Annotated in this window: 17 protein-coding genes; 6 read left to right on the top strand and 11 right to left on the bottom strand. The window is 69.4% G+C overall.

Annotated elements, in window-relative coordinates; all coding sequences use genetic code 11:
- The first annotated feature begins 103 nt into the window (after nt 1-103).
- From AB0N07_RS21825 to AB0N07_RS21840, 4 genes are all read left to right on the top strand, one after another.
- Nucleotides 104-1357 (top strand): citrate synthase, encoded by a 1254-nt coding sequence (locus tag AB0N07_RS21825; RefSeq protein ID WP_365837416.1) that lies wholly within the window; start codon nt 104-106, stop codon nt 1355-1357.
- 77 nt (nt 1358-1434) lie between these two features.
- On the top strand, nt 1435-2373 hold the full coding sequence (locus AB0N07_RS21830) for a sucrase ferredoxin (protein WP_365837418.1): 939 nt from the start codon (nt 1435-1437) through the stop codon (nt 2371-2373).
- 101 nt (nt 2374-2474) lie between these two features.
- Nucleotides 2475-4145 carry a sensor histidine kinase gene (locus tag AB0N07_RS21835; RefSeq protein WP_365837420.1) on the top strand — a complete coding sequence of 557 codons (1671 nt, stop codon included), beginning with the start codon at nt 2475-2477 and terminating at the stop codon, nt 4143-4145.
- Nucleotides 4142-4822: a response regulator gene (locus AB0N07_RS21840; protein ID WP_365837422.1), complete on the top strand. Its 681-nt coding sequence runs from the start codon at nt 4142-4144 to the stop codon at nt 4820-4822. Before AB0N07_RS21835 ends, AB0N07_RS21840 begins: the two co-directional genes overlap by 4 nt.
- Before the next feature lie 54 nt (nt 4823-4876).
- Here AB0N07_RS21840 and AB0N07_RS21845 read toward each other — a convergent pair whose 3' ends face one another.
- From AB0N07_RS21845 to AB0N07_RS21855, 3 genes are all read right to left on the bottom strand, one after another.
- Nucleotides 4877-5929: an ABC transporter substrate-binding protein gene (locus AB0N07_RS21845; protein WP_365837424.1), complete on the bottom strand. Its 1053-nt coding sequence runs from the start codon at nt 5927-5929 to the stop codon at nt 4877-4879.
- Nucleotides 5930-5991: 62 nt separating this feature from the next.
- The gene (locus AB0N07_RS21850; protein WP_365837426.1) at nt 5992-6870 is read right to left on the bottom strand and encodes an ABC transporter permease; all 879 of its coding nucleotides are present in this window, start codon (nt 6868-6870) and stop codon (nt 5992-5994) included.
- Nucleotides 6860-7675 carry an ABC transporter ATP-binding protein gene (locus tag AB0N07_RS21855; protein WP_365837428.1) on the bottom strand — a complete coding sequence of 272 codons (816 nt, stop codon included), beginning with the start codon at nt 7673-7675 and terminating at the stop codon, nt 6860-6862. The genes AB0N07_RS21850 and AB0N07_RS21855 overlap by 11 nt, the downstream gene beginning before the upstream one ends.
- Before the next feature lie 161 nt (nt 7676-7836).
- Between AB0N07_RS21855 and AB0N07_RS21860 the strand changes: the two genes are divergently transcribed.
- Nucleotides 7837-8529 carry a response regulator gene (locus AB0N07_RS21860; RefSeq protein WP_365837430.1) on the top strand — a complete coding sequence of 231 codons (693 nt, stop codon included), beginning with the start codon at nt 7837-7839 and terminating at the stop codon, nt 8527-8529.
- Nucleotides 8530-8609: 80 nt separating this feature from the next.
- On the opposite strand, the gene AB0N07_RS21865 is transcribed toward AB0N07_RS21860, so the two are convergent.
- The 6 genes from AB0N07_RS21865 to AB0N07_RS21890 all read right to left on the bottom strand — a co-directional run bounded on the left by AB0N07_RS21865 (nt 8610) and on the right by AB0N07_RS21890 (nt 15512).
- Entirely contained in the window at nt 8610-10202 is a 1593-nt protein-coding gene (locus AB0N07_RS21865) for a cation acetate symporter (protein ID WP_365837432.1), read from the bottom strand.
- Nucleotides 10199-10756: a DUF485 domain-containing protein gene (locus AB0N07_RS21870; protein WP_365837434.1), complete on the bottom strand. Its 558-nt coding sequence runs from the start codon at nt 10754-10756 to the stop codon at nt 10199-10201. Before AB0N07_RS21870 ends, AB0N07_RS21865 begins: the two co-directional genes overlap by 4 nt.
- A gap of 69 nt (nt 10757-10825) precedes the next feature.
- Nucleotides 10826-11509, bottom strand: coding sequence for a response regulator transcription factor (locus AB0N07_RS21875; RefSeq protein ID WP_365837436.1), 684 nt, complete (start codon nt 11507-11509; stop codon nt 10826-10828).
- Nucleotides 11506-12657, bottom strand: coding sequence for a histidine kinase (locus tag AB0N07_RS21880; RefSeq protein WP_365837438.1), 1152 nt, complete (start codon nt 12655-12657; stop codon nt 11506-11508). Before AB0N07_RS21880 ends, AB0N07_RS21875 begins: the two co-directional genes overlap by 4 nt.
- Complete coding sequence (locus AB0N07_RS21885) at nt 12654-13178, bottom strand: DUF1453 domain-containing protein (RefSeq protein WP_365837440.1); 525 nt, start codon at nt 13176-13178, stop codon at nt 12654-12656. Before AB0N07_RS21885 ends, AB0N07_RS21880 begins: the two co-directional genes overlap by 4 nt.
- A 210-nt stretch (nt 13179-13388) precedes the next feature.
- Nucleotides 13389-15512: a DNA topoisomerase IV subunit B gene (locus tag AB0N07_RS21890; protein WP_365837442.1), complete on the bottom strand. Its 2124-nt coding sequence runs from the start codon at nt 15510-15512 to the stop codon at nt 13389-13391.
- A 442-nt stretch (nt 15513-15954) separates the two neighbouring features.
- On the opposite strand from AB0N07_RS21890, the gene AB0N07_RS21895 reads away from it, so the two are divergent.
- Nucleotides 15955-16185, top strand: coding sequence for a hypothetical protein (locus AB0N07_RS21895; protein ID WP_266961483.1), 231 nt, complete (start codon nt 15955-15957; stop codon nt 16183-16185).
- A gap of 112 nt (nt 16186-16297) precedes the next feature.
- Here the strand turns inward: AB0N07_RS21895 and AB0N07_RS21900 are convergent, their stop codons facing one another.
- Nucleotides 16298-17143, bottom strand: a complete 846-nt coding sequence (locus AB0N07_RS21900) for a serine protease (protein WP_365837445.1) — start codon at nt 17141-17143, stop codon at nt 16298-16300.
- A 125-nt stretch (nt 17144-17268) separates the two neighbouring features.
- Nucleotides 17269-18798 carry an RNA polymerase sigma factor gene (locus AB0N07_RS21905; protein ID WP_365837447.1) on the bottom strand — a complete coding sequence of 510 codons (1530 nt, stop codon included), beginning with the start codon at nt 18796-18798 and terminating at the stop codon, nt 17269-17271.
- Between the last annotated feature and the right edge of the window lie 419 nt (nt 18799-19217).

Genomic DNA, 19217 nt, shown 5'->3' on the forward strand with positions numbered 1-19217 from the left:
TCCCTGGACTTGATTCAACTCTCAATGCTTGACTAATACCCTGTCAATATTGATTGGATCAATGCTTTGGATCCATATGTCGTGATGCAGATACGGTGGCCCCATGCGCGATCAAGACCCCTCCACCGGTCACGCCGCACGCCGGCTGACCACCAAGGAAGCCGCCGAACTGCTGGGCGTGAAGCCCGAGACCGTGTACGCGTACGTGAGCCGCGGCCAGCTCAGCAGCCGACGCGTGCCCGGCGGCCGGGGCAGCACCTTCGAGGTCAAGGAGGTGGAGGCACTCGCCCGGCGCAACAGACGGGAGAGCAGCGGGAGTTCACCATCGGGCGGCGAACTCTCCGTGCGCACGCGCATCACCCTCATCGAGGCGGACCGGTACTTCTTCCGCGGCGTCGACGCCACCGAACTGGCCACGCACCACTCCTACGAAGAGGTCGCCGAGTGGCTGTGGACCGGCCGGCTGCACCCCGGCATGGTGTTCACCGCACCCGAGGCCCCCGTCGCCCTGGCCCGCCGCGCCGTCGACACGCTGCCCGAACACACCGGACCGACCGACCGGCTGCGGGTTGCGGCGATCGCCGCCGCGGTGGCGGACCCGCTGCGCTTCGACCTCTCCGAGGACGCCGTCCTCGGCACCGCGCGCACGCTCATCCCCACCCTGGTCGCGGCCCTGCCGCCGGCGCGGCGCGGCCACCGTGACGAGGGCCCGCTGGCGCACCGCCTGTGGGCACGGCTGACCGGAGTCGACCCCGACGAGGCCTCGCTGCGCGTGCTGGACACGGCGCTCGCCCTCCTCGTCGACCACGACCTCGCCGCCTCGACGCTCGCAGTGCGCGTCGCCGCCTCGGCCCGCGCCCACGCCTACGCCGCCGTCTCCGCCGGGCTCGGAGTGCTGGAAGGCCCCCTGCACGGAGCGGCCAGCGGCCTCGCCCACCGGCTGCTGCACGACGTACTCGACGAGGGCAATGCGGCCCCCGTCATCGCGGAGGAGCTGCGGGCGGGCCGCCGCATCCCGGGGCTCGGCCACCGGCTCTATCCCGGCGAGGACCCACGCGCGCGTGTCCTGTTCGGCCTCCTGGAGGAGATCCCCCGCGCCGCCCCCGCCCTGGCCGCGGCCCGCGACATCGTCGCCACCACCGCCCGCCACACTCCGCTGCACGCCAATGTCGACCTGGCCCTGGCCGTGCTCACCACGTCCTCGGGCATGCCCTCCACCGCGGGCGAGACCATCTTCGCCGTGGCGCGCACGGCGGGCTGGATCGCCCATGCGCTCGAGGAGTACGGGGAACGCCCGCTGCGCATGCGGCCCAGCGGACACTACGTCGGCCCGAAGCCACCCCAGCCGCTGCCGTAGCAGGATCGCTCCCTTCGGCGCAGGACACGGACGCGGCCGGAAGTCGCGGTGAGCCAAGTCAGGTTAGGCTCACCTCTGTGAGTACGTGCTCAACCGTCGCCCGGGAGCTCGACGAGCCCCTTTCGGGAACCGCGGCCACCGCGAGGACCTGGCTGCTGCTGGAGCAGCCGGGCCCCTGGGGCGCCAAGGCGCTCACTTCGAGCCACCTCGATCCGGCACTCGGCCGCGCCCTGGAGGCGGCCGCGAAGGGCACGGGCGTACGTGTCGCCCTGATCCGCCGCCCGGGACGGCACGCCGACTGCGGTACTCCCACCACGCGGCAGGTGTACGCGGCCCATACCGCGCCCGGCAACGCATGGCTGCAGTCCGCCACGGTCCGCGATCCGCGGGCTCTGCTCGACCTCGACTTCGCCGCGCTCGGCAGGGGCGCGCACCACACCTTCGACTCGGCGCTCGATGCCCGACCGCACGCCGGTGGCCCGCTCGCCCTCGTCTGCACGAACGGCAAGCGCGACCGCTGCTGTGCGTTGCTCGGCCGCCCGCTCGCGGCCGAGCTCGCCTCCGAGGTGGAGGGCGTCTGGGAGGTCACTCATCTGGGTGGCCATCGCTTCTCGCCCACGCTGCTCGTCCTTCCGCACGGGTACGCGTACGGCCGCGCCGAGGCCCACGCGGTCAAGGAGGTCCTGCACGGCGTCCAGGAAGGACGGATCCCCGTGGAGGGCTGCCGCGGGCGCTCCGCCTGGGAGCGGCCCGGTCAGGCGGCCGAGCTGGCCGTGCGCACCGCCGCGCGCGAGTACTCCGCGGATGCCCTGAGCGTCGTACGAACGGACGGAGCCGCGCCGCGCTGGCAGGTGACCGTCGCTCACGCGGACGGACGCAGGTGGCGTGTCGAGGTGGCCCAGGGATCGGCCCTGCCGCCCCGCCCGGAGAGCTGTGGGACGTCGATTCTCGGTTCGCCTGCGTGGATGGAGGTCTTGACGGTGCACGAGCTGAGCATGACAGCGCTCGCCAGTTGACCGGGCCGATCAATGCTTCGGCCACTTGGCTCAGCATTGATCAAGAGATGCATGCCACACCTCCTACGGCAGCCCCGCGACGTCCACGTACCGTCGTGGCTATGAGCCCCACTCCCCCCGCCCGCCGCCTGCGCCTCGGTCTGCCGAAGCGGGTGTTCTCGCAAGTGCTGCTGATGCAGGTGGCGATCGCGGCGGGGGTCGCGGTGCTCGCGACCGGACTTTTCCTGGCTCCGCTGAGCAAGCAGCTCGACGAGGAGGCGATGCGTCAGGCGCTCGCCATAGCCGAGACCGCTGCGCAGAACCCGCAGATCGCCGAGGGGGTCCTGCACACCCCGCCGACCAGGGACGGCCCGGTACAGAAGGAGGCCGAGCGGATCCGGCGAGCCACACATGCCGAGTACATCGTGGTGCTGGACCGGAACAAGGTGCGCTGGTCGCACCCCACGGCATCGGAGATAGGCAACATTGTCTCCACCGACCCCCGCGACGCCCTGGCCGGCAAAGAGGTCATGGAGATCGACAGCGGCACCCTGGGCCGCTCGGCCCGCGGCAAAGTGCCCCTGCGGGACGCCCACGGCAAGATCATCGGGGCGGTCTCGGTCGGTATCAAGTACGACAGCGTGCGGGCCGACCTCATCGGCGCGATCCCCGAACTGCTCGCCTACGCCGGCGGCGCACTGGCCGTCGGTGCGCTGGCCGCCTGGCTGATCTCGCGGCGGGTCCAGCGGCAGACCCGTGACCTGGCCTTCTCCGACATCTCGGCGCTGCTCGCGGAGCGCGAGGCGATGCTGCACGGCATCCGGGAGGGCGTCGTCGCCCTGGACCGGGCCGGTCGGATACGCCTCCTGAACGACGAGGCGCACCGGCTGCTGAGCATCGATGCGGAGGCCGTCGGCCGGTCCCCGGACGAGGCGCTCGGCGAGGGACGTACGGCCGACATCCTGGCCGGCCGGGTGACGGGCACCGACCTGCTCACCGTGCGCGGCCAGCGCGTCCTGGTCGCCAACCGCATGCCCACCGACGACGACGGCGCCGTGGCCACCCTGCGCGACCGGACCGAGCTGGAGCAGCTCGGCCGGGAACTGGACTCGACGCGCGGCCTGATCGACGCCCTGCGCGCCCAGGACCACGAGCACGCCAACCGTATGCACACGCTCCTGGGGCTGCTCGAACTGGAGATGTACGACGATGCCGTGGAGTTCGTCGGAGAAGTGGTCGGAGACCACCGGGTCACGGCCGAACAGGTCACCGAGAAGATTCAGGACCCGCTGATCGCCGCTCTGCTGGTCGGCAAGGCGACCGTTGCGGCCGAGCGCGGTGTCGCCCTGTGGGTCTCGGACCGGACACGGCTCCCGGACCGGCTGATCGACCCCAGGGGGCTCGTCACGATCGTCGGGAACCTGGTGGACAACGCGCTCGACGCGGTCGCCGGCACCCTCCACGCACGCGTGGAGGTCGAGTTGCGCACCGAAGGGCGTACCGCCGTCCTCAGAGTGCGCGACACCGGGCCCGGAATCCCGGCGGAACAGCACGAGCTGATCTTCACTGACGGGTGGTCCACGAAGGAGCCGCCCGCACACCGCAAGCGCGGCATCGGCCTGTCCATGGTGCGCAGGCTCGCGGAGCGGCAGGGCGGCAGCGCGACGGTGGGCGAAGCGGACGGTGGCGGGGCGGAGTTCACTGTCGTCCTGCCGGAAGCACTGACCGAGCCGGCGCCGGATCCGGCCCTCACGGCAACCGCGGACACGACCGTCAAGGAGGAGTCGCGATGATCGAGGTCCTGGTCGTGGACGACGACACCAGGGTCGCCCAGGTCAACGCCGCCTACGTCGAGAAGGTGCCGGGCTTCCACGTGGCCGGCGAGGCGCACAGCGCCGCCGAGGCGCTCCGTCAGCTGGAGACGCTGCCCCGCCTCGACCTGGTCCTCATGGACCACTACCTGCCCGACGACACGGGTATCGCGGTCGTCCAGGAGATGCGCCGACGCGGCCACCAGACCGACGTGATCATGGTGACGGCGGCCCGTGACGTGTCGACCGTGCAGGCCGCGATGCGGCACGGCGCGCTGCAGTACCTGGTCAAGCCGTTCGCCTTCGCGGGCCTGCGCGCCAAGCTGGAGGCGTACGCGGAGCTGCGCCGCACGCTCGACGGCGGCGGCGAGGCGGAGCAGGCCGAGGTGGACCGCATCTTCGGCGCCCTGTCGGCCTCTTCGGAGCCGGGGCTGCCCAAGGGCCACTCCCCCACCACCGCGGAACTCGTACGTCAGTCCCTGATGAGCGCCGAAGGGCCGCTGTCGGCCCAGGAGATCGCCGACCGGACGGGAGTGAGCCGCCAGACCGCCCAACGCTATCTGAAGCTCCTGGAGCGCACGGGACGGGCCCGGCTCACCCTGAAATACGGCGACGCGGGCCGCCCTGAACACCGTTACGTGTGGGCGACCCGCGCCTGAGGGCACGGCCGGTGGGGACGGGGGAAGGAGCCGTGCCCTTTCCTACATACGGATTCAGCCCGCGGCCTGCTCCACGAACTCGGTGGTGAACGTCTTGCTCAGATCGACCTTGGCGTTCTTGACGTTGGGGTTGAACGCCTTGAGGACCTTCTCGACGGTCTCGGGGCCGTCCTTGGGCATGGCGCCGTCCTTGGTGAACATCGGCAGCGTGCTCTCGATGGCTGCCGCGTAAAGGATCTTGTTGCCCTGCGAGTAGTCGGCCGGCATCTTGTCGGCGATCTGCATCGCGCTGTGGGTGGACATCCACTTGAGCGTCTTGACGAATGCATTGGCCAACTTCTGGACGGTGTCCTTGTGACTGTTGACCCAGTCCGTCTGCATGTACAGGCTTGACGACGGGTACGGGCCGCCGAGCGCCTCCTGGGAACCCTCCGGCGTCCGCATGTCGAGGAGGACCTTGCCCGCCTTCTTGTCGAGGATGGTGGCGACGGTCGGGTCGGTCGTCATGCCGCCGTCGATGGCGCCCTTCTGGAGCGCCGAGATGAAGGTCGGACCCGCGCCGACGGCGACCGGCGTGAAGTCGCTGACGTTCACCCCGTTCTTGACGGCGAGGTACTTGGTGAGGAAGTCGGTCGACGAGCCGAGACCGGTGATGCCGAGCTTCTTGCCCTTGAAGTCCTTGGGCGACTTGATGTCTCCCGCCGCCTTGCTGGAGACGATCTCCACCTCTCCGGGCGCGTGCGAGAACTGCACCACGGACTCCACCGACTTGCCCTTGGTCTGCAGGTCGAGGGTGTGGTCGTAGAAGCCGACGGCCCCCTGGACCTGACCGGAGACGAGCGCTGTCTCGGCCTGGACACCGGCGGGCTCGCTCAGCATCTCCACGTCGAGGCCCTCCGCGTCGAAGTAGCCGAGCCGCTGCGTGAGCATCGCGGGCAGGTAGATGACCTTGTCGAGGCCACCGACCATGATCTTGACCTTCGTGCCCTTGCCGTCGCCCTTGCTGGTGGAGGCGGTGCCGGCCGCGTCGTTGGCACAAGCGGTGAGCGAGGAGAGGATGAGCAGGCCGACGGCGGCCAGGGTGGTGTATCCGGCGGACTTGCGCATGAGGGTTCACGTCCTTCTGAGAGGGCGGTGCGGGAAAGACGGGGGGTGGCTTGTGAGGGTGTTCAGCTGTCGGAACCCGACGGCTTCCACCGGAAGATGCGGCGCTCGGCGAAGGTCAGCAGCCCCTCGGCAGCGAGTGCGACGACGGCGAGGATGACCATCGCCGCGTACACGCCGGCCGTATTGAAAGTCCCCTGCGACTGCGAGATGAGCAGGCCGACGCCCTTGGTCGCGCCGATGTACTCGCCGACGATGGCGCCGATGAGGGCGAAGCCGAAGCTGACGTGGAGGCTGGTGAAGATCCACGAGGTGGCGGACGGGACGACCACCTGAAGCGTCACTCTGCGGTCGCTCGCACCGAGGATCCGGGCGTTCGAGACAAGGTTGCGGTCGACCTCGCGAGCACCCTGGAAAGCGTTGAAGAAGACGGGGAAGAAGACCAGGACGACCGCCGACGCGACCTTGGAGGCGGGACCGAGCCCGAACCAGATCATGAAGATCGGAGCAAGGACGATCCTGGGTATCGAGTTGAGCACCTTGATGTATGGACCAAGGACATCGGCGAGGAAGGTGATCCGCCCGAGGGTGATGCCGAACAGGACACCGGCGATCACACCGAGGACCCAGCCGAGCAGCGCCTCGTACAGCGTGTACCAGATCTGCTCGCCCAGGGACCCGATGGCGGTCCCGTGCGTCACCCAGGTGTAGATCTGGTCCCACACCTTCGAGGGCATCGAGAAGTTGAACGGGTCGATGGCCTCGGTCCGGGCGAGCAGCTCCCACAGGCCGAGCACGGCGACCAGGAGAAGTACGCGGGTGACCGTGACGACGATCTTGCGTCTACGGGCGGCACGCGCGCGTGACTGCGCACGGTCCGTCCTGTTGCCGGGCTCGGTCATGGTCAGCGCGACCTGTGCCTCGGGCATGACGTCAGGCGACATGGGCGGCACCCCTCTCACGGGTGATGCGGACCTCTTCGCCGAGGGACTCCCAGATCTCGCGGTAGATCTCGATGAACCGCGGCTCCAGGCGCACCGACTCGACCTTGCGCGGCCGCGGCAGGTCGATGTCGAAGACCTGCTTCACGGTGGCCGGTCCTGCCGTCATGACGACGACCTTGTCGGCCAGTGCGATCGACTCCTCCAGGTCGTGTGTGACGAAGACCACGGAGGCTCCCGTGCCCTCCCACAGTTCGAGCAGCTCGTCCGACATCAGCGCCCTGGTCTGCACGTCGAGCGCCGAGAACGGCTCGTCCATCAGCAGAATTTCGGGATCGTTGACGAAGGTCGCGGCAAGGGCGACACGCTTGCGCTGGCCGCCGGAGAGCTGGTGCGGGTAGCGGTCCTCGAAGGCGGCGAGCCCGACCCGGGCCAGCCACTCACGCGCCTTCTCCTTCGCCTCCGACTTGGGCACACCACGAAAACGCGGACCCGCCATGACATTCGACAGCACGGTGCGCCAGGGGAAGGTGGCGTCCTGCTGGAAGACGAAACCGACCTTGTCGCCGACGCCGCGAACCGGCTCCCCGGCAACCAGAACCTCGCCCTCGGTGGGCTCCTCCAACCCGCTGACCAGGGTCAACGTGGTCGACTTGCCGCACCCCGTGGGGCCGACGACCGCCACGAACTCGCCACGCCCGACCGTGAGGTCCAGCTCCCTGACGGCCGTGTGCAGACCCCCCGACGGGGTCCTGAAGATCTTGCTCGCGCCCCGTAGCTGGATGGCGGGGCTGGTGTCTGCGCTCATGGCCGGGGACGGTAGATGTGGCCCGAGCCACAGCAGCAGCCTTGTGAGCGCATGCCGTTCTTTTGCTTGCAACAGCCTGTTGTGCTCGTTTTGCGCGCGCTACAACAGCGGAGCCGAAACACGGGCTTAACGCTCGTCAGGCCTGGACAGAAAGAGGCCCGATGATTGACGTCCTGGTCGTGGACGACGACTTCCGCGTTGCCGAGATCAACGCCAAGTACGTGGGAAAGGTTCCCGGCTTCCGGGTCGCCGCCCGCGCACACAGCGCTGCCCAGGCGCTGGCCGGCGTGCAGCGCGGGACCATCGACCTGGTCCTGCTCGACCACTACCTGCCCGACCAGACGGGCCTCGAACTCGTGCACCGCATGCGGGAACAGGGCCTCGGCGCGGACGTCATCATGATCACCGCGGCGGGCGACGTGGCGACCGTGCAGGCCGCGATGCGCCTCGGCGCGCTGCACTATCTGGTCAAGCCGTTCACCTTCGCCGCCCTGCGCACCCGCCTCGACTCGTACGCCGCGCTGCGCCGCACCGTCGACCGCGTCGGCGGCCGCGGCATCGCGGGCCAGGAGCAGGTGGACCGGATCTTCGGCGCCCTGCGCACCACGCCGGTGCCGTCGTCACCGGGCCTGCCCAGCGGTCACTCGGAACCGACGACCGACCTGATCTGCCGGGTCCTGCACCACGCCGAACACCCGCTCTCGGCCCACGAGGTGGCCGCCGAGACCGGTCTGAGCCGTTCCACCGCCCAGCGCTACCTCCGCCACCTCGAACAGGCCGGCCGCCTCCGCCTCTCCCTCAAGTACGGCGACACGGGGCGCCCGGAACACCGGTACGCGTGGGTGACGCCGTAGCCCGAAGTCCGCGCTGTGCGCCGTACGACGGTTCGGCAGATGTACAGGCATGTGTCCTACGACGGTGCGGGCGGCGCTTCCTACGCGGCCCCCGCCCCCGTCAGTGCCCGCACCTCGGTCTCCGCATGCTTGGCCTCGTCGGGGACCTCGTCGGAGGTGACCGTACCGAGCCAGCCCGCGAGGAAGCCCATCGGGATCGACACCAGACCGGGGTTCTGGAGCGGGAAGTACTGGAAGTCGACGGCCGGGAACAGCGACTCCGGACTGCCCGAGACCACGGGCGACAGCACGACCAGGGCGAGTGCGGGGACCAGCCCGCCGTACACGGCCCACACGGCACCGCGGGTGGTGAAGCCCCGCCAGAACAGCGAGTAGAGCAGCACCGGAAGGTTCGCGGACGCGGCGACTGCGAAGGCGAGGCCCACCAGGAAGGCGACATTGAGGTCACGGGCCAGCAGGCCGAGGGCGATCGCGACCACGCCGATGCCGACCGAGGCGACGCGCGCGACGGCCACTTCGCTGCGCGGCTCGACACGGCTGCGCCGCAGTGACGCGTACAGGTCGTGGGCCACGGACGCCGAGGAGGCGAGCGTGATCCCGGCGACCACCGCAAGGATCGTGGCGAAGGCGACGGCGGCGACGACCGCGAAAAGAACCGTTCCTGCGGTGGAGTTCGCGCCGCCGCCCAGGGCGAGCGCCAGGAGCGGGACGGCTGTGTTCCCGGCCGCGTTCGACTGTCTTACCGCATCCGGTCCCACGATCGCGGCAGCCCCGAAACCGAGGACGATCGTCATCAGGTAGAAGCCGCCGATGAGCCCGATCGACCAGAGCGCCGAGCACCGCGCGGCCCGGGCGGTGGGCACCGTGTAGAAGCGGGACAGAATGTGCGGCAGCCCTGCCGTGCCCAGCACCAGGGCGAGCCCCAGGCTGATGAAGTCCAAGCGGGCGGTCCAGTCCCCGCCGTACTTCAGCCCCGGGGCGAGGAACGCATCGCCGTGACCACTGCGCGCGGCCGCCGTCAGCAGCAGCCGGTCGACGTCACCATGGAACCGCAGCAGGACAAGCACGGTCAACGCGACCGTACCGGCGAGCAGCAGCACCGCCTTGACGATCTGGATCCAGGTGGTGGCCCGCATCCCTCCCAGCGACACATAGATCACCATGAGCGCGCCGACACCGATGACGGTCCAGGCGCGCGCCGCCGTACTCGTGTCCCCGAGCAGCAGCGCGACCAGGCTGCCCGCCCCCACCATCTGCGCCACCAGATACAGGACGGACACGGTGACCGAGGAAGCTCCCGCCGCGATCCGCACGGGTCGCTCGCTCATGCGTGCGGCGACCACGTCGGCGAGCGTGAACCGCCCGCAGTTGCGCACGAGTTCGGCGACGAGGAAGAGCACCACCAGCCAGGCGACGAGGAAGCCGACCACGTACAGCAGTCCGTCGTATCCGAACAGCGCGATGAGACCTGTGACGCCCAGGAAGGAAGCGGCCGACATGTAGTCGCCCGCGATGGCAAAACCATTCTCCATGGGTGAGAAAAGACGCCCTCCCGCGTAGAACTCCTCCGCCGAGCCCTGCCGGTTGCGGCTCACCCAGGTCGTGATCGCCAGCGTGATGGCGACGAACACGCTGAACAGAAACAGCGCAAGCGTCTGATGGCCGCCCGTCACAACGCACCACCCCGGGCTCCGCGCGTCAACTCCTGCGTGTTCCAGCGCAGTTCGAGTGCGGCCCGGTCCCGGCGCAGCCGCGCATGCCGGGCGTAGGCCCACGCGAACAGGAAAGTGCTGAGGAACTGCCCGAGCCCGGCGAGCATCGCCACGTTCATGGCGCCGGCCACGGGATGCGCCATCAGCTCGGGCACGGTGGTGGCGGTCACGAGGTATGCCACATACCAGACGAGGAAGACAGCGACTCCCGGCACGACGAACCTGAGGTATCTGCTGCGCACTTCCTGGAACGCCGCGCTGCGCTGCACCTCGAGATACACGTCGGCCGCAGCGGCCCTCTCGTCCTCGCTCGGCCGGCTTGCAGGCTCGGCCTCGGGTACGGCACCTCCGACGCCGTCCGACTCGCCCCATCCAGAGGCAAGCGCGTCGTACCACGGGTCGTCGTACCTCGCACCTTCGGAAGCCTCTGCAGAAGACGAGTTGTGATCGCGGTGCCCGGCCGAACCATCGGCGCCACCTCCGCCTCCGCAGGGACGGCCATTGCTTGACTGCATGCCCAAGGATGGACAGAACGGATAGATCCCCGACTCTGCTTCTCCGCGCTCTTCACCCCATCAGGTGACTCATCCCGCCGGTGGCCGCGCGAGCCCCTTTGCATACGCGTAACGCACCGCCTGGGCACGGTCCTTGAGTCCCGTCTTGGCGAAGAGGTTGTTGATGTGAGTCTTCACGGTCGCGGTGGAGACATGCAGCTTGCGGGCGATCTCCTGGTTGCTGAGGCCGTCGGCGATCAGCAGCAGCACCTCGGTCTCCCGCGCGGTCAGCCCGTCCGGCGCTTCCGCCACAGCCGGCGGCTGCGGCTCCGGGCCGGAAAGCCGCTCCAGCAGCCGCCGTTGGATGCTCGGCGACAGCCCGGCGTCCCCGGACAGCACGCTGTGCACGGCCCGTACGATCTCGTCCCCGCCCGCGTCCTTGGTGAGATAGCCCCGTGCCCCGGCCCGCAACGCGGGGAACAGGGACTCGTCATCCGCGTACGTCGTGAGCACCACGACCTGCGTCCCGGGGTACTCCGCGCGAATACGCCGGGTCGCTTCCACTCCGTCGCAGCGCGGCATGCGCAGGTCCATCAGCACCACGTCCGGGGCGAGTTCCGCCACGAGTTGCACCGCCTCGTCCCCGTCCCCCGCGGCCCCCACGACCTCGACTCCGGGCAACAGGCCCAGCAGCATCACGATGCCCTCACGCACTACGGTCTGGTCGTCCGCGACCACCACGCGCGCGGGCCGCTGCCCCGCCCCTTCCGTCATACGGGCACCTTCAGTGTCACCGCGAACCCCTTCTCGTCCGGCCCGGCCTCCAGCGAGCCGCCCAACAGCTCGGCGCGCTCTCGCATGCCCAGCAGACCGTACCCGGCGCCCGCCCCGGCGAGTTCGCCCGGCGTACCACCGGAGTCCCGTACATCCAGCGTCACTTGATGGTCGCTGTAGTCCAGCCGCAGCCACACCTTGGCGCCCGGCGCGTGCTTGCGCACGTTCGTCAGGGCTTCCTGCGCGACCCTGCGCACGGCCTGCGACGCCTCTGCGGGCAGTTGCCTGCGCTCACCCGTAATGGTGACCTCGGCACCGGCCGACGTACCGACGAGCTGCGAGAGGAAGTCCTCCAGCGGAGTCAGCTCCCCGCGCAGCGCCGAGAGCGCCTGCCGCGTCTCGTCGAGTCCGTCACGGGCCATCCCCCTTGCCGCCACCACCCGCTCCAGGATCTGGTCCCGGCCGGCACCCCGCTCGATGAGCAGCCGGGCCGCCTCGAGGTGCACGAGTTGGGCCGAGAGGCTGTGCGCCAGCACGTCATGGATCTCCCGTGCGATCCGGGCCCGCTCCGCGAGCGCCGCCGACTCCGCCTCCGCGGCCCGGGCGGCACGCTCCTGGGCCAGCAGGCGCTGGGCGCTGCCCCGAGCTTCGGCGTCGAGGCGCAGGACGTAGCCGGCCAGGGCCAGGCCCGCCGTCGTGGCCGCCGTGGTCAGCAACACGTCGTTGTTGACCGCGGCGTAGGACGCGAGGGCCACGGACGCCGTCGGCAGAGCGGCCGCCAGCGGCAGCCGTTCCAGCGCGGTGACGGCGCAGCCGCACCACAGGACGAGGGCCGGCCCCCGGAAGCCCAGGGCCTGGGCCCCGACGGCCAGCCCCAGGAGCACAAGCAGGATGGCGAGGGAGGGCCAGAGCCTGTGCTGGAACGTGGTCCGGTACAGGGCCCAGGCGAGTACTCCGGCCACGACCACACCGAGGCCACCCACGACCGTCACCCAGCCGTGGACCCGGCTGCTGTTGAAGGCGCCCCACAGCAGGATGGCGAGGGCGAACAATCTCACGGCCCAGGCGAGCATGCGCCGAGGTCGCGAGATGCCCGCCCGCCCGAGCGCCTCCCGCGAGGGCCAGCGCATCCAGGCGTTCTGCGTCACACGCGCTCCTTCCGCGCCGGGCGGACCATGGGGTCACCGTACGCCGTGCCCCCACCGTGCGTCGGAGCCACGGACTGCGCCCGCCAGACCAGGATCCCGGAGCGGACCAGGAGAGTGGCCGCGAGGGCTACGAGCAGGGCGGAGCTGTTCTGATGGATTCCGAAGAGCGCGCCGAGCGCGAAGAGGCCGACACGCAGGGCGATACCGATGATCCAAACCATCACGCTCGCCTTGGTGCTCTTGCTCCACACGGTGCCGTCCGGCTCCGCCCATATTCGGGTCGTCCAGGCCCATCCGGCCCCGGTGGCGAGGCCGACGAGCAACTCGGCGCCCAGCAGGACGACCGACTCCGTGCGGTGGTGGGCGCCGAGGACACCGGGTTCACGCAGGGCCACGAAGGCGAGGACCACCGGCAGCAGCCACCAGCGCCTGCCCGAGCCGATCTGCTGCGCGCGAAACTGCCGCACGACTACGAGAACGACGACAGCCGCGATCGCCAGCGCGTTGACGAGCCCGGGCATCTGAGCCTCCGTGAGCGAAGAGGGGAGTCGGCAGCGAGTGCTGTCGACGCCTTCGACGCTACGGAAGTTCGCAGGTCAGCAGATCGGAGCAGGGGTGGATCGTGGGTGGATCCGCACACCGCTGCCGACTCCACCCACGGGTGGAGCCGACCCACGACCGCTCCGACAGCCACCGCCGAGCCCGACCCCGACACTGGCCGGGCGCAGCGGCTACGCGTCGATGCGCGACCGGTCCAGCGTCGCCGCCGAGCTGGAGATGAACTCCTTGCGCGGTGCCACGTCGTTGCCCATCAGCAGATCGAAGACCGTCTCTGCGGAGTCCAGGTCGGAGAGGTTGATCCGCCGCAGGGTGCGGTGACGCGGGTCCATGGTGGTCTCGGCCAGTTGGTCGGCGTCCATCTCGCCGAGGCCCTTGTACCGCTGGATGGAGTCCTTGTAGCGGATCCCCTTGCTCTGGAAATCCAGCAGCTTGTCGCGCAGTTCACGGTCCGAGTACGTGTAGACGTACTTGTCCTGGCCCTTCTTCGGCTGGACGATCTCGATGCGGTGCAGCGGCGGCACCGCGGCGAAGACCCGGCCGGCCTCGACCATGGGCCGCATGTACCGGTGGAAGAGCGTCAGCAGCAGGGTGCGGATGTGCGAACCGTCCACATCGGCGTCGGTCATCATGATGATCTTGCCGTAGCGGGCCGCGTCGATGTCGAACGTCCGGCCCGAGCCGGCTCCTATGACCTGGATGATCGCGCCGCACTCGGCGTTCTTGAGCATGTCGGTCACGGACGACTTCTGGACATTGAGGATCTTGCCGCGGATCGGCAGCAGCGCCTGGAACTCGGAGTTGCGCGCGAGCTTGGCGGTGCCGAGCGCGGAGTCCCCCTCGACGATGAACAGCTCGCTGCGGTCCACGTCGTCACTGCGGCAGTCGGCGAGCTTCGCGGGCAGCGACGAGGACTCCAGAGCCGTCTTCCGGCGCTGCGCGTCCTTGTGCTGGCGGGCCGCGATGCGCGTTCGGGCGGCGGCGACGGCCTTCTCCATGACCACGCGGGCCTGCGCGGCGGCATCCCGCTTCGTGGAGGTCAGGAACGCCTTGAGTTCCTTGGAGATCACGGTGTTCACGATGCGGCGGGCCGCCGAGGTGCCGAGGACCTCCTTGGTCTGGCCCTCGAACTGCGGCTCGGCGAGGCGGACGGTGACCACCGCGGTGAGGCCTTCGAGGGCGTCGTCCTTGACGATGTCGTCCTCGGCGACGCGCAGCAGCTTCTTCGCGCGCAGCACCTCGTTCATCGTCTTGGTGACCGCCTGCTCGAAGCCGGCGACGTGGGTGCCTCCCTTGGGGGTGGCGATGATGTTGACGAACGACTTCAGGGTGGTGTCGTAGCCGGTGCCCCAGCGCATGGCGACGTCCACGCCGAGTTCGCGGGTGACCTCGGTGGGCGTCATCTGGCCGTGGTCGTCCAGGACCGGGACCGTTTCCTTGAAGGTGCCCTGGCCGGAGAAGCGGAGGACGTCGTTGACCGGCTTGTCGCTCGCCAGGTACTCGCAGAACTCGCTGATGCCGCCGTCGAAGCGGAAGGACTCCTCACCCTTGCTGCCGCCCTCGCCGAGCCCGAACTCGTCACGGACGACGATGGTCAGGCCGGGTACCAGGAACGCCGTCTGACGGGCGCGCTGGTGCAGGTTGTCCAGGGAGAGCTTGGCGTCCTTGAGGAAGATCTGGCGGTCGGCCCAGTAACGCACGCGCGTGCCGCTGCGGGTCTTGGGGATCCGCTTGGCCTTGCGCAGCCCGCTGGTGGCCTCGAACTTGGCGTCGGGGCCGTTCGCGGCGAAGGCACCCGGCACGCCGCGGCGGAAGCTGATCGCGTGGGTGTGGCCGCCGCGGTCCACCTCGACGTCCAGGCGGGCCGACAGGGCGTTCACCACGGAGGCGCCCACACCGTGCAGACCGCCGGAGGCCGCGTAGGAGCCGCCGCCGAACTTGCCGCCGGCGTGCAGCTTGGTCATGACGACCTCGACGCCGGAGAGACCGGTCTTGGGCTCGACGTCGACCGGGATGCCCCGGCCGTTGTCCCGGACCTCCACCGAGCCGTCGTCGTGGAGGATCACCTCGATGTGGTCGCAGTAGCCCCCGAGGGCCTCGTCGACGGAGTTGTCGATGATCTCCCACAGGCAGTGCATCAGACCGCGGCTGTCGGTGGACCCGATGTACATGCCCGGGCGCTTGCGCACGGCCTCGAGCCCCTCGAGGACGAGCAGGTGCCGCGCGGTGTAGTTGGAACCGTCCCGGTCTGCTCCTGCCAGCAGCGCTGTGGACGGCACGGACGTCTCGGCGGTCACGCGGTTCGCTCCTCGCTGAATTTCAGGTGGGGCCCTGGTGGGTAAGGACCCGGCTTCGGTCGCCGTCAAGAGGGTACCGAGGCCTGGTAGAGCCGTTGTAACGCCACCCTCGTCTGGAGTTAAGACTAGTCCAGAGTCGCATACACGTTCGATCCCTCGATGGAGTGAAGTACATATCACGTTCCCTTCGAGGCATGAACCATTTAGGCTCCGGGCACGTCCTCATGAACAACCGGCAAGCCAGCCGGGAGGACCAGACATTGACAGACCGCGCGAACCCGTACGACACACAGACACGCAATACGGCACATTCGCCGCCAACCGGCAGCAGACAGCCGGCCTCGAAAGATTTTTTCGAGGAAAAGCCCGGGGCGGGAACGTTTTAGGGCTGGTTGGATGTTGACCCTGGTACGACAGCTCGTCGAGCTAGAGAAGAGGCGACGTGACTACTGTTCTGACCCCCGCGAGCCCACTGACGGCCGCCGATCGCTGCGACCGCTGTGGCGCGCAGGCCTACGTGCGCGTTGTCCTGCTCAGCGGCGGAGAACTGCTCTTCTGCGCCCACCACGGCCGCAAGTTCGAGCCGGAACTCAAGAAGATCGCCGCTGAGATACAGGACGAGACGGAGCGGCTGACGTCCGCTCCGGCATCCGCCTCCGAAGAAGAGCGCTGATACCTCGCACATACGACGAGCCAGCTCCGGCACAGACCGGTACGGGCGGCGCGGCCCCTGCTTCAGGGACCGCGCCGCCCGCGCTCGTCCCCCGAATGCCGCCCGGACACCGTCAGTGGGTCCTGCCACCGCTCCGCCGGCCCATCCCACGTAGGGCCTCGGAGACGCGCGTATAGACGCCGGGACTGCCCGCACGACCGCAGCCACTGCCCCAGGACACGAGCCCGATGAGCTTCCCCTGGGCGACAAGGGGCCCACCGCTGTCCCCCTGGCAGGCGTCGTGGCCGCCTCCGGCCTCCCCGGCGCACAACATGCTCTTGGCCTGGTACGTGCCGTCGGTGCTGCCCGGATACGCCTCCTCGCACCGGGCGTCGGGCAGCACGTGCACGCGTGTCGCCCGCAGACTGTGTGCGTAGTCGCCACCACCGGTGAGATCGCCCCACCCGGAGACGGTCGCACTGGTGCCCGGCTTGTACGCAGGATCGCCGGCGGCCGCCATTGCGATGACGGACCTGCGCGGCAGCGGTGTGGTGAGGGTGAGCACGGCGAAGTCCTCGGCGTTGTTGTCGCTGTCGAACGTCGGACTCACCTGGACGTCACGTACCGAGATCTCCCGGCCGCGGTCCGAAAGCAGGTCAGTACGGTTCGCGATGACCTTGAGGTCGTGGACGCGCTCCGGCGGCGCCCCCAGGACGTCCTCGCCCATGCAGTGGGCCGCGGTGAGCACGGTCGTACGGCTGATGGCCACACCGCCGCAGAACTGCCCCGCACGCGTACCCCCGAACCGGTCACGGCTGGAGAGCGCCACCGTCCAAGGGCTCTCGGACACATCGATCGGGAAACTCCCTATGACAACGCTGTCGGCGGCCACGGGGGCAGTGGAAAGCAGCGGTATTGCGGTCGCCGCGGCCACCAGGGCCAGCGGCCGGGTCAGCGCCCGGACAAAGGGACGGCGCATACGAGCTCCTCACTCTGGGATCGTCGTGGGAGACCCAGAGTGATCCAGCCGGTCACACCGCGCACCTGCGGGACAGCACGAAAGGCCCGGTTCCCCACGCGGGAGAACCGGGCCTTCGATGTCGCCTAGTCGAGGTAGTCGCGCAGCACCTGCGAACGCGACGGGTGGCGCAGCTTCGACATGGTCTTGGACTCGATCTGGCGGATGCGCTCGCGCGTGACGCCGTACACCTTGCCGATCTCGTCGAGGGTCTTCGGCTGACCGTCGGTGAGACCGAAGCGCATCGAGACGACGCCCGCCTCGCGCTCGGACAGGGTGTCGAGGACGGAGTGCAGCTGCTCCTGCAGAAGCGTGAAGCTGACCGCGTCGGCCGGAACGACCGCCTCGGAGTCCTCGATGAGGTCACCGAACTCGCTGTCGCCGTCCTCGCCCAGAGGGGTGTGCAGGGAGATGGGCTCGCGGCCGTACTTCTGGACCTCGATGACCTTCTCGGGGGTCATGTCGAGTTCCTTGGCCAGCTCCTCCGGGGTGGGCTCGCGGCCCAGGTCCTGGAGCATCTGGCGCTGCACGCGCGCGAGCTTGTTGATGACCTCGACCATGTGCACCGGGATACGGATGGTGCGGGCCTGGTCGGCCATGGCGCGGGTGATCGCCTGACGGATCCACCAGGTGGCGTACGTGGAGAACTTGTAGCCCTTGGTGTAGTCGAACTTCTCGACCGCGCGGATCAGACCGAGGTTGCCCTCCTGGATGAGGTCCAGGAAGAGCATGCCGCGGCCGGTGTAGCGCTTGGCCAGGGAGACCACCAGACGGAGGTTGGCCTCCAGGAGGTGGTTCTTGGCGCGGCGGCCGTCCTCGGCGATGATCTCCAGCTCGCGCTTGAGCTTGGGGGCGAGCTTGTCGGCGTTGGCCAGCTTGTCCTCGGCGAACAGGCCAGCCTCGATGCGCTTGGCGAGCTCGACCTCCTGCTCGGCGTTGAGCAGGGGGACCTTGCCGATCTGCTTGAGGTAGTCCTTGACCGGGTCGGCGGTGGCGCCGGCCGCGGCGACCTGCTGCGCCGGCGCGTCGTCCTCGTCCTCGTCGGAGAGCACGAAGCCCGCGCTCTCGGCGCCCTCGGGCTCGTCGGCGCCCTTGGGGGTGTCCTCGAGCACCTCCTCCTCAAGGACCTCGGCGTCGTCCTTCTTGGCGCTGGTCTTCTTGGCCGCCGCCTTCTTGGCGACGGTCTTCTTGGCGGGCGCCGCCTTCTTGGCGACCGCCCTCTTCGCAGCGATCTGCTTGGCGTCGTCCTCGACGGGCGTGTCGGCGGCGGGCGCCTCGGGGGTGGCGGTGGCGGTGGCCTTCTTGGCGGTCACCGTCTTCGCCGCGACCGTCTTGGTGGCGGTGCGCTTGGCCGGACTCTTCGCTGCGACGCTCTTTCGGGTGCGCTTGGGCTCCGCGGCACTGACCATCAGCGTCACACCCTCTTCCTCGAGGATCTGGTTGAGGCTGCGCAGTACGTTCTTCCACTGAGTGGCCGGAATCTGGTCAGCTTCGAAGGCCCGACGCACATCGTCGCCGGCGATCTGCCCCTCAGCCTTTCCCCGCTCAATCAGAGCCATGACAGAGACGGACTCGGCGATCTCCGGCGGGAGCGTACGGGATGTGCTGGCCGACACGAACAACCTCTCGGAACGTTGGAAAACGGCTTCCGGCCCCGTCCAGGACGGACAGGAGCCGACCGCCGGCTTGGGGATTGGGCCGACGGCGCGGGCGGGACCGGGAAGATGCACAGCGCCGCAAACGGCGTCCGTATTCCCTCCTCGGCTGTCACCTCTTAGGTCATCGCGCTGTTTCCCCGAGTGTTACGCCCAATCTGCGTGGTCCGAATCACACCCCGTAAGCACCCAAACGCTGTCAGACAGGGACATACAGGGTCACTGCTGGGCGAGATCGGGGCTTTGCCAAGGCCTCCGCAGCCCGTGGCGCCGTGGGGCCCCCCCCGGTACCCCCGTTACGGGGGGGGGGGGCCCGGGGGGGGGGGGGGCGGCGCCCGGGCCCCCGGGGGGGGGGGCGTGGCCCCCCCCCGCCCCCCCCC

This window comes from Streptomyces sp. NPDC051172 (genome assembly GCF_040682555.1).
Taxonomy (GTDB): Bacteria; Actinomycetota; Actinomycetes; order Streptomycetales; family Streptomycetaceae; genus Streptomyces.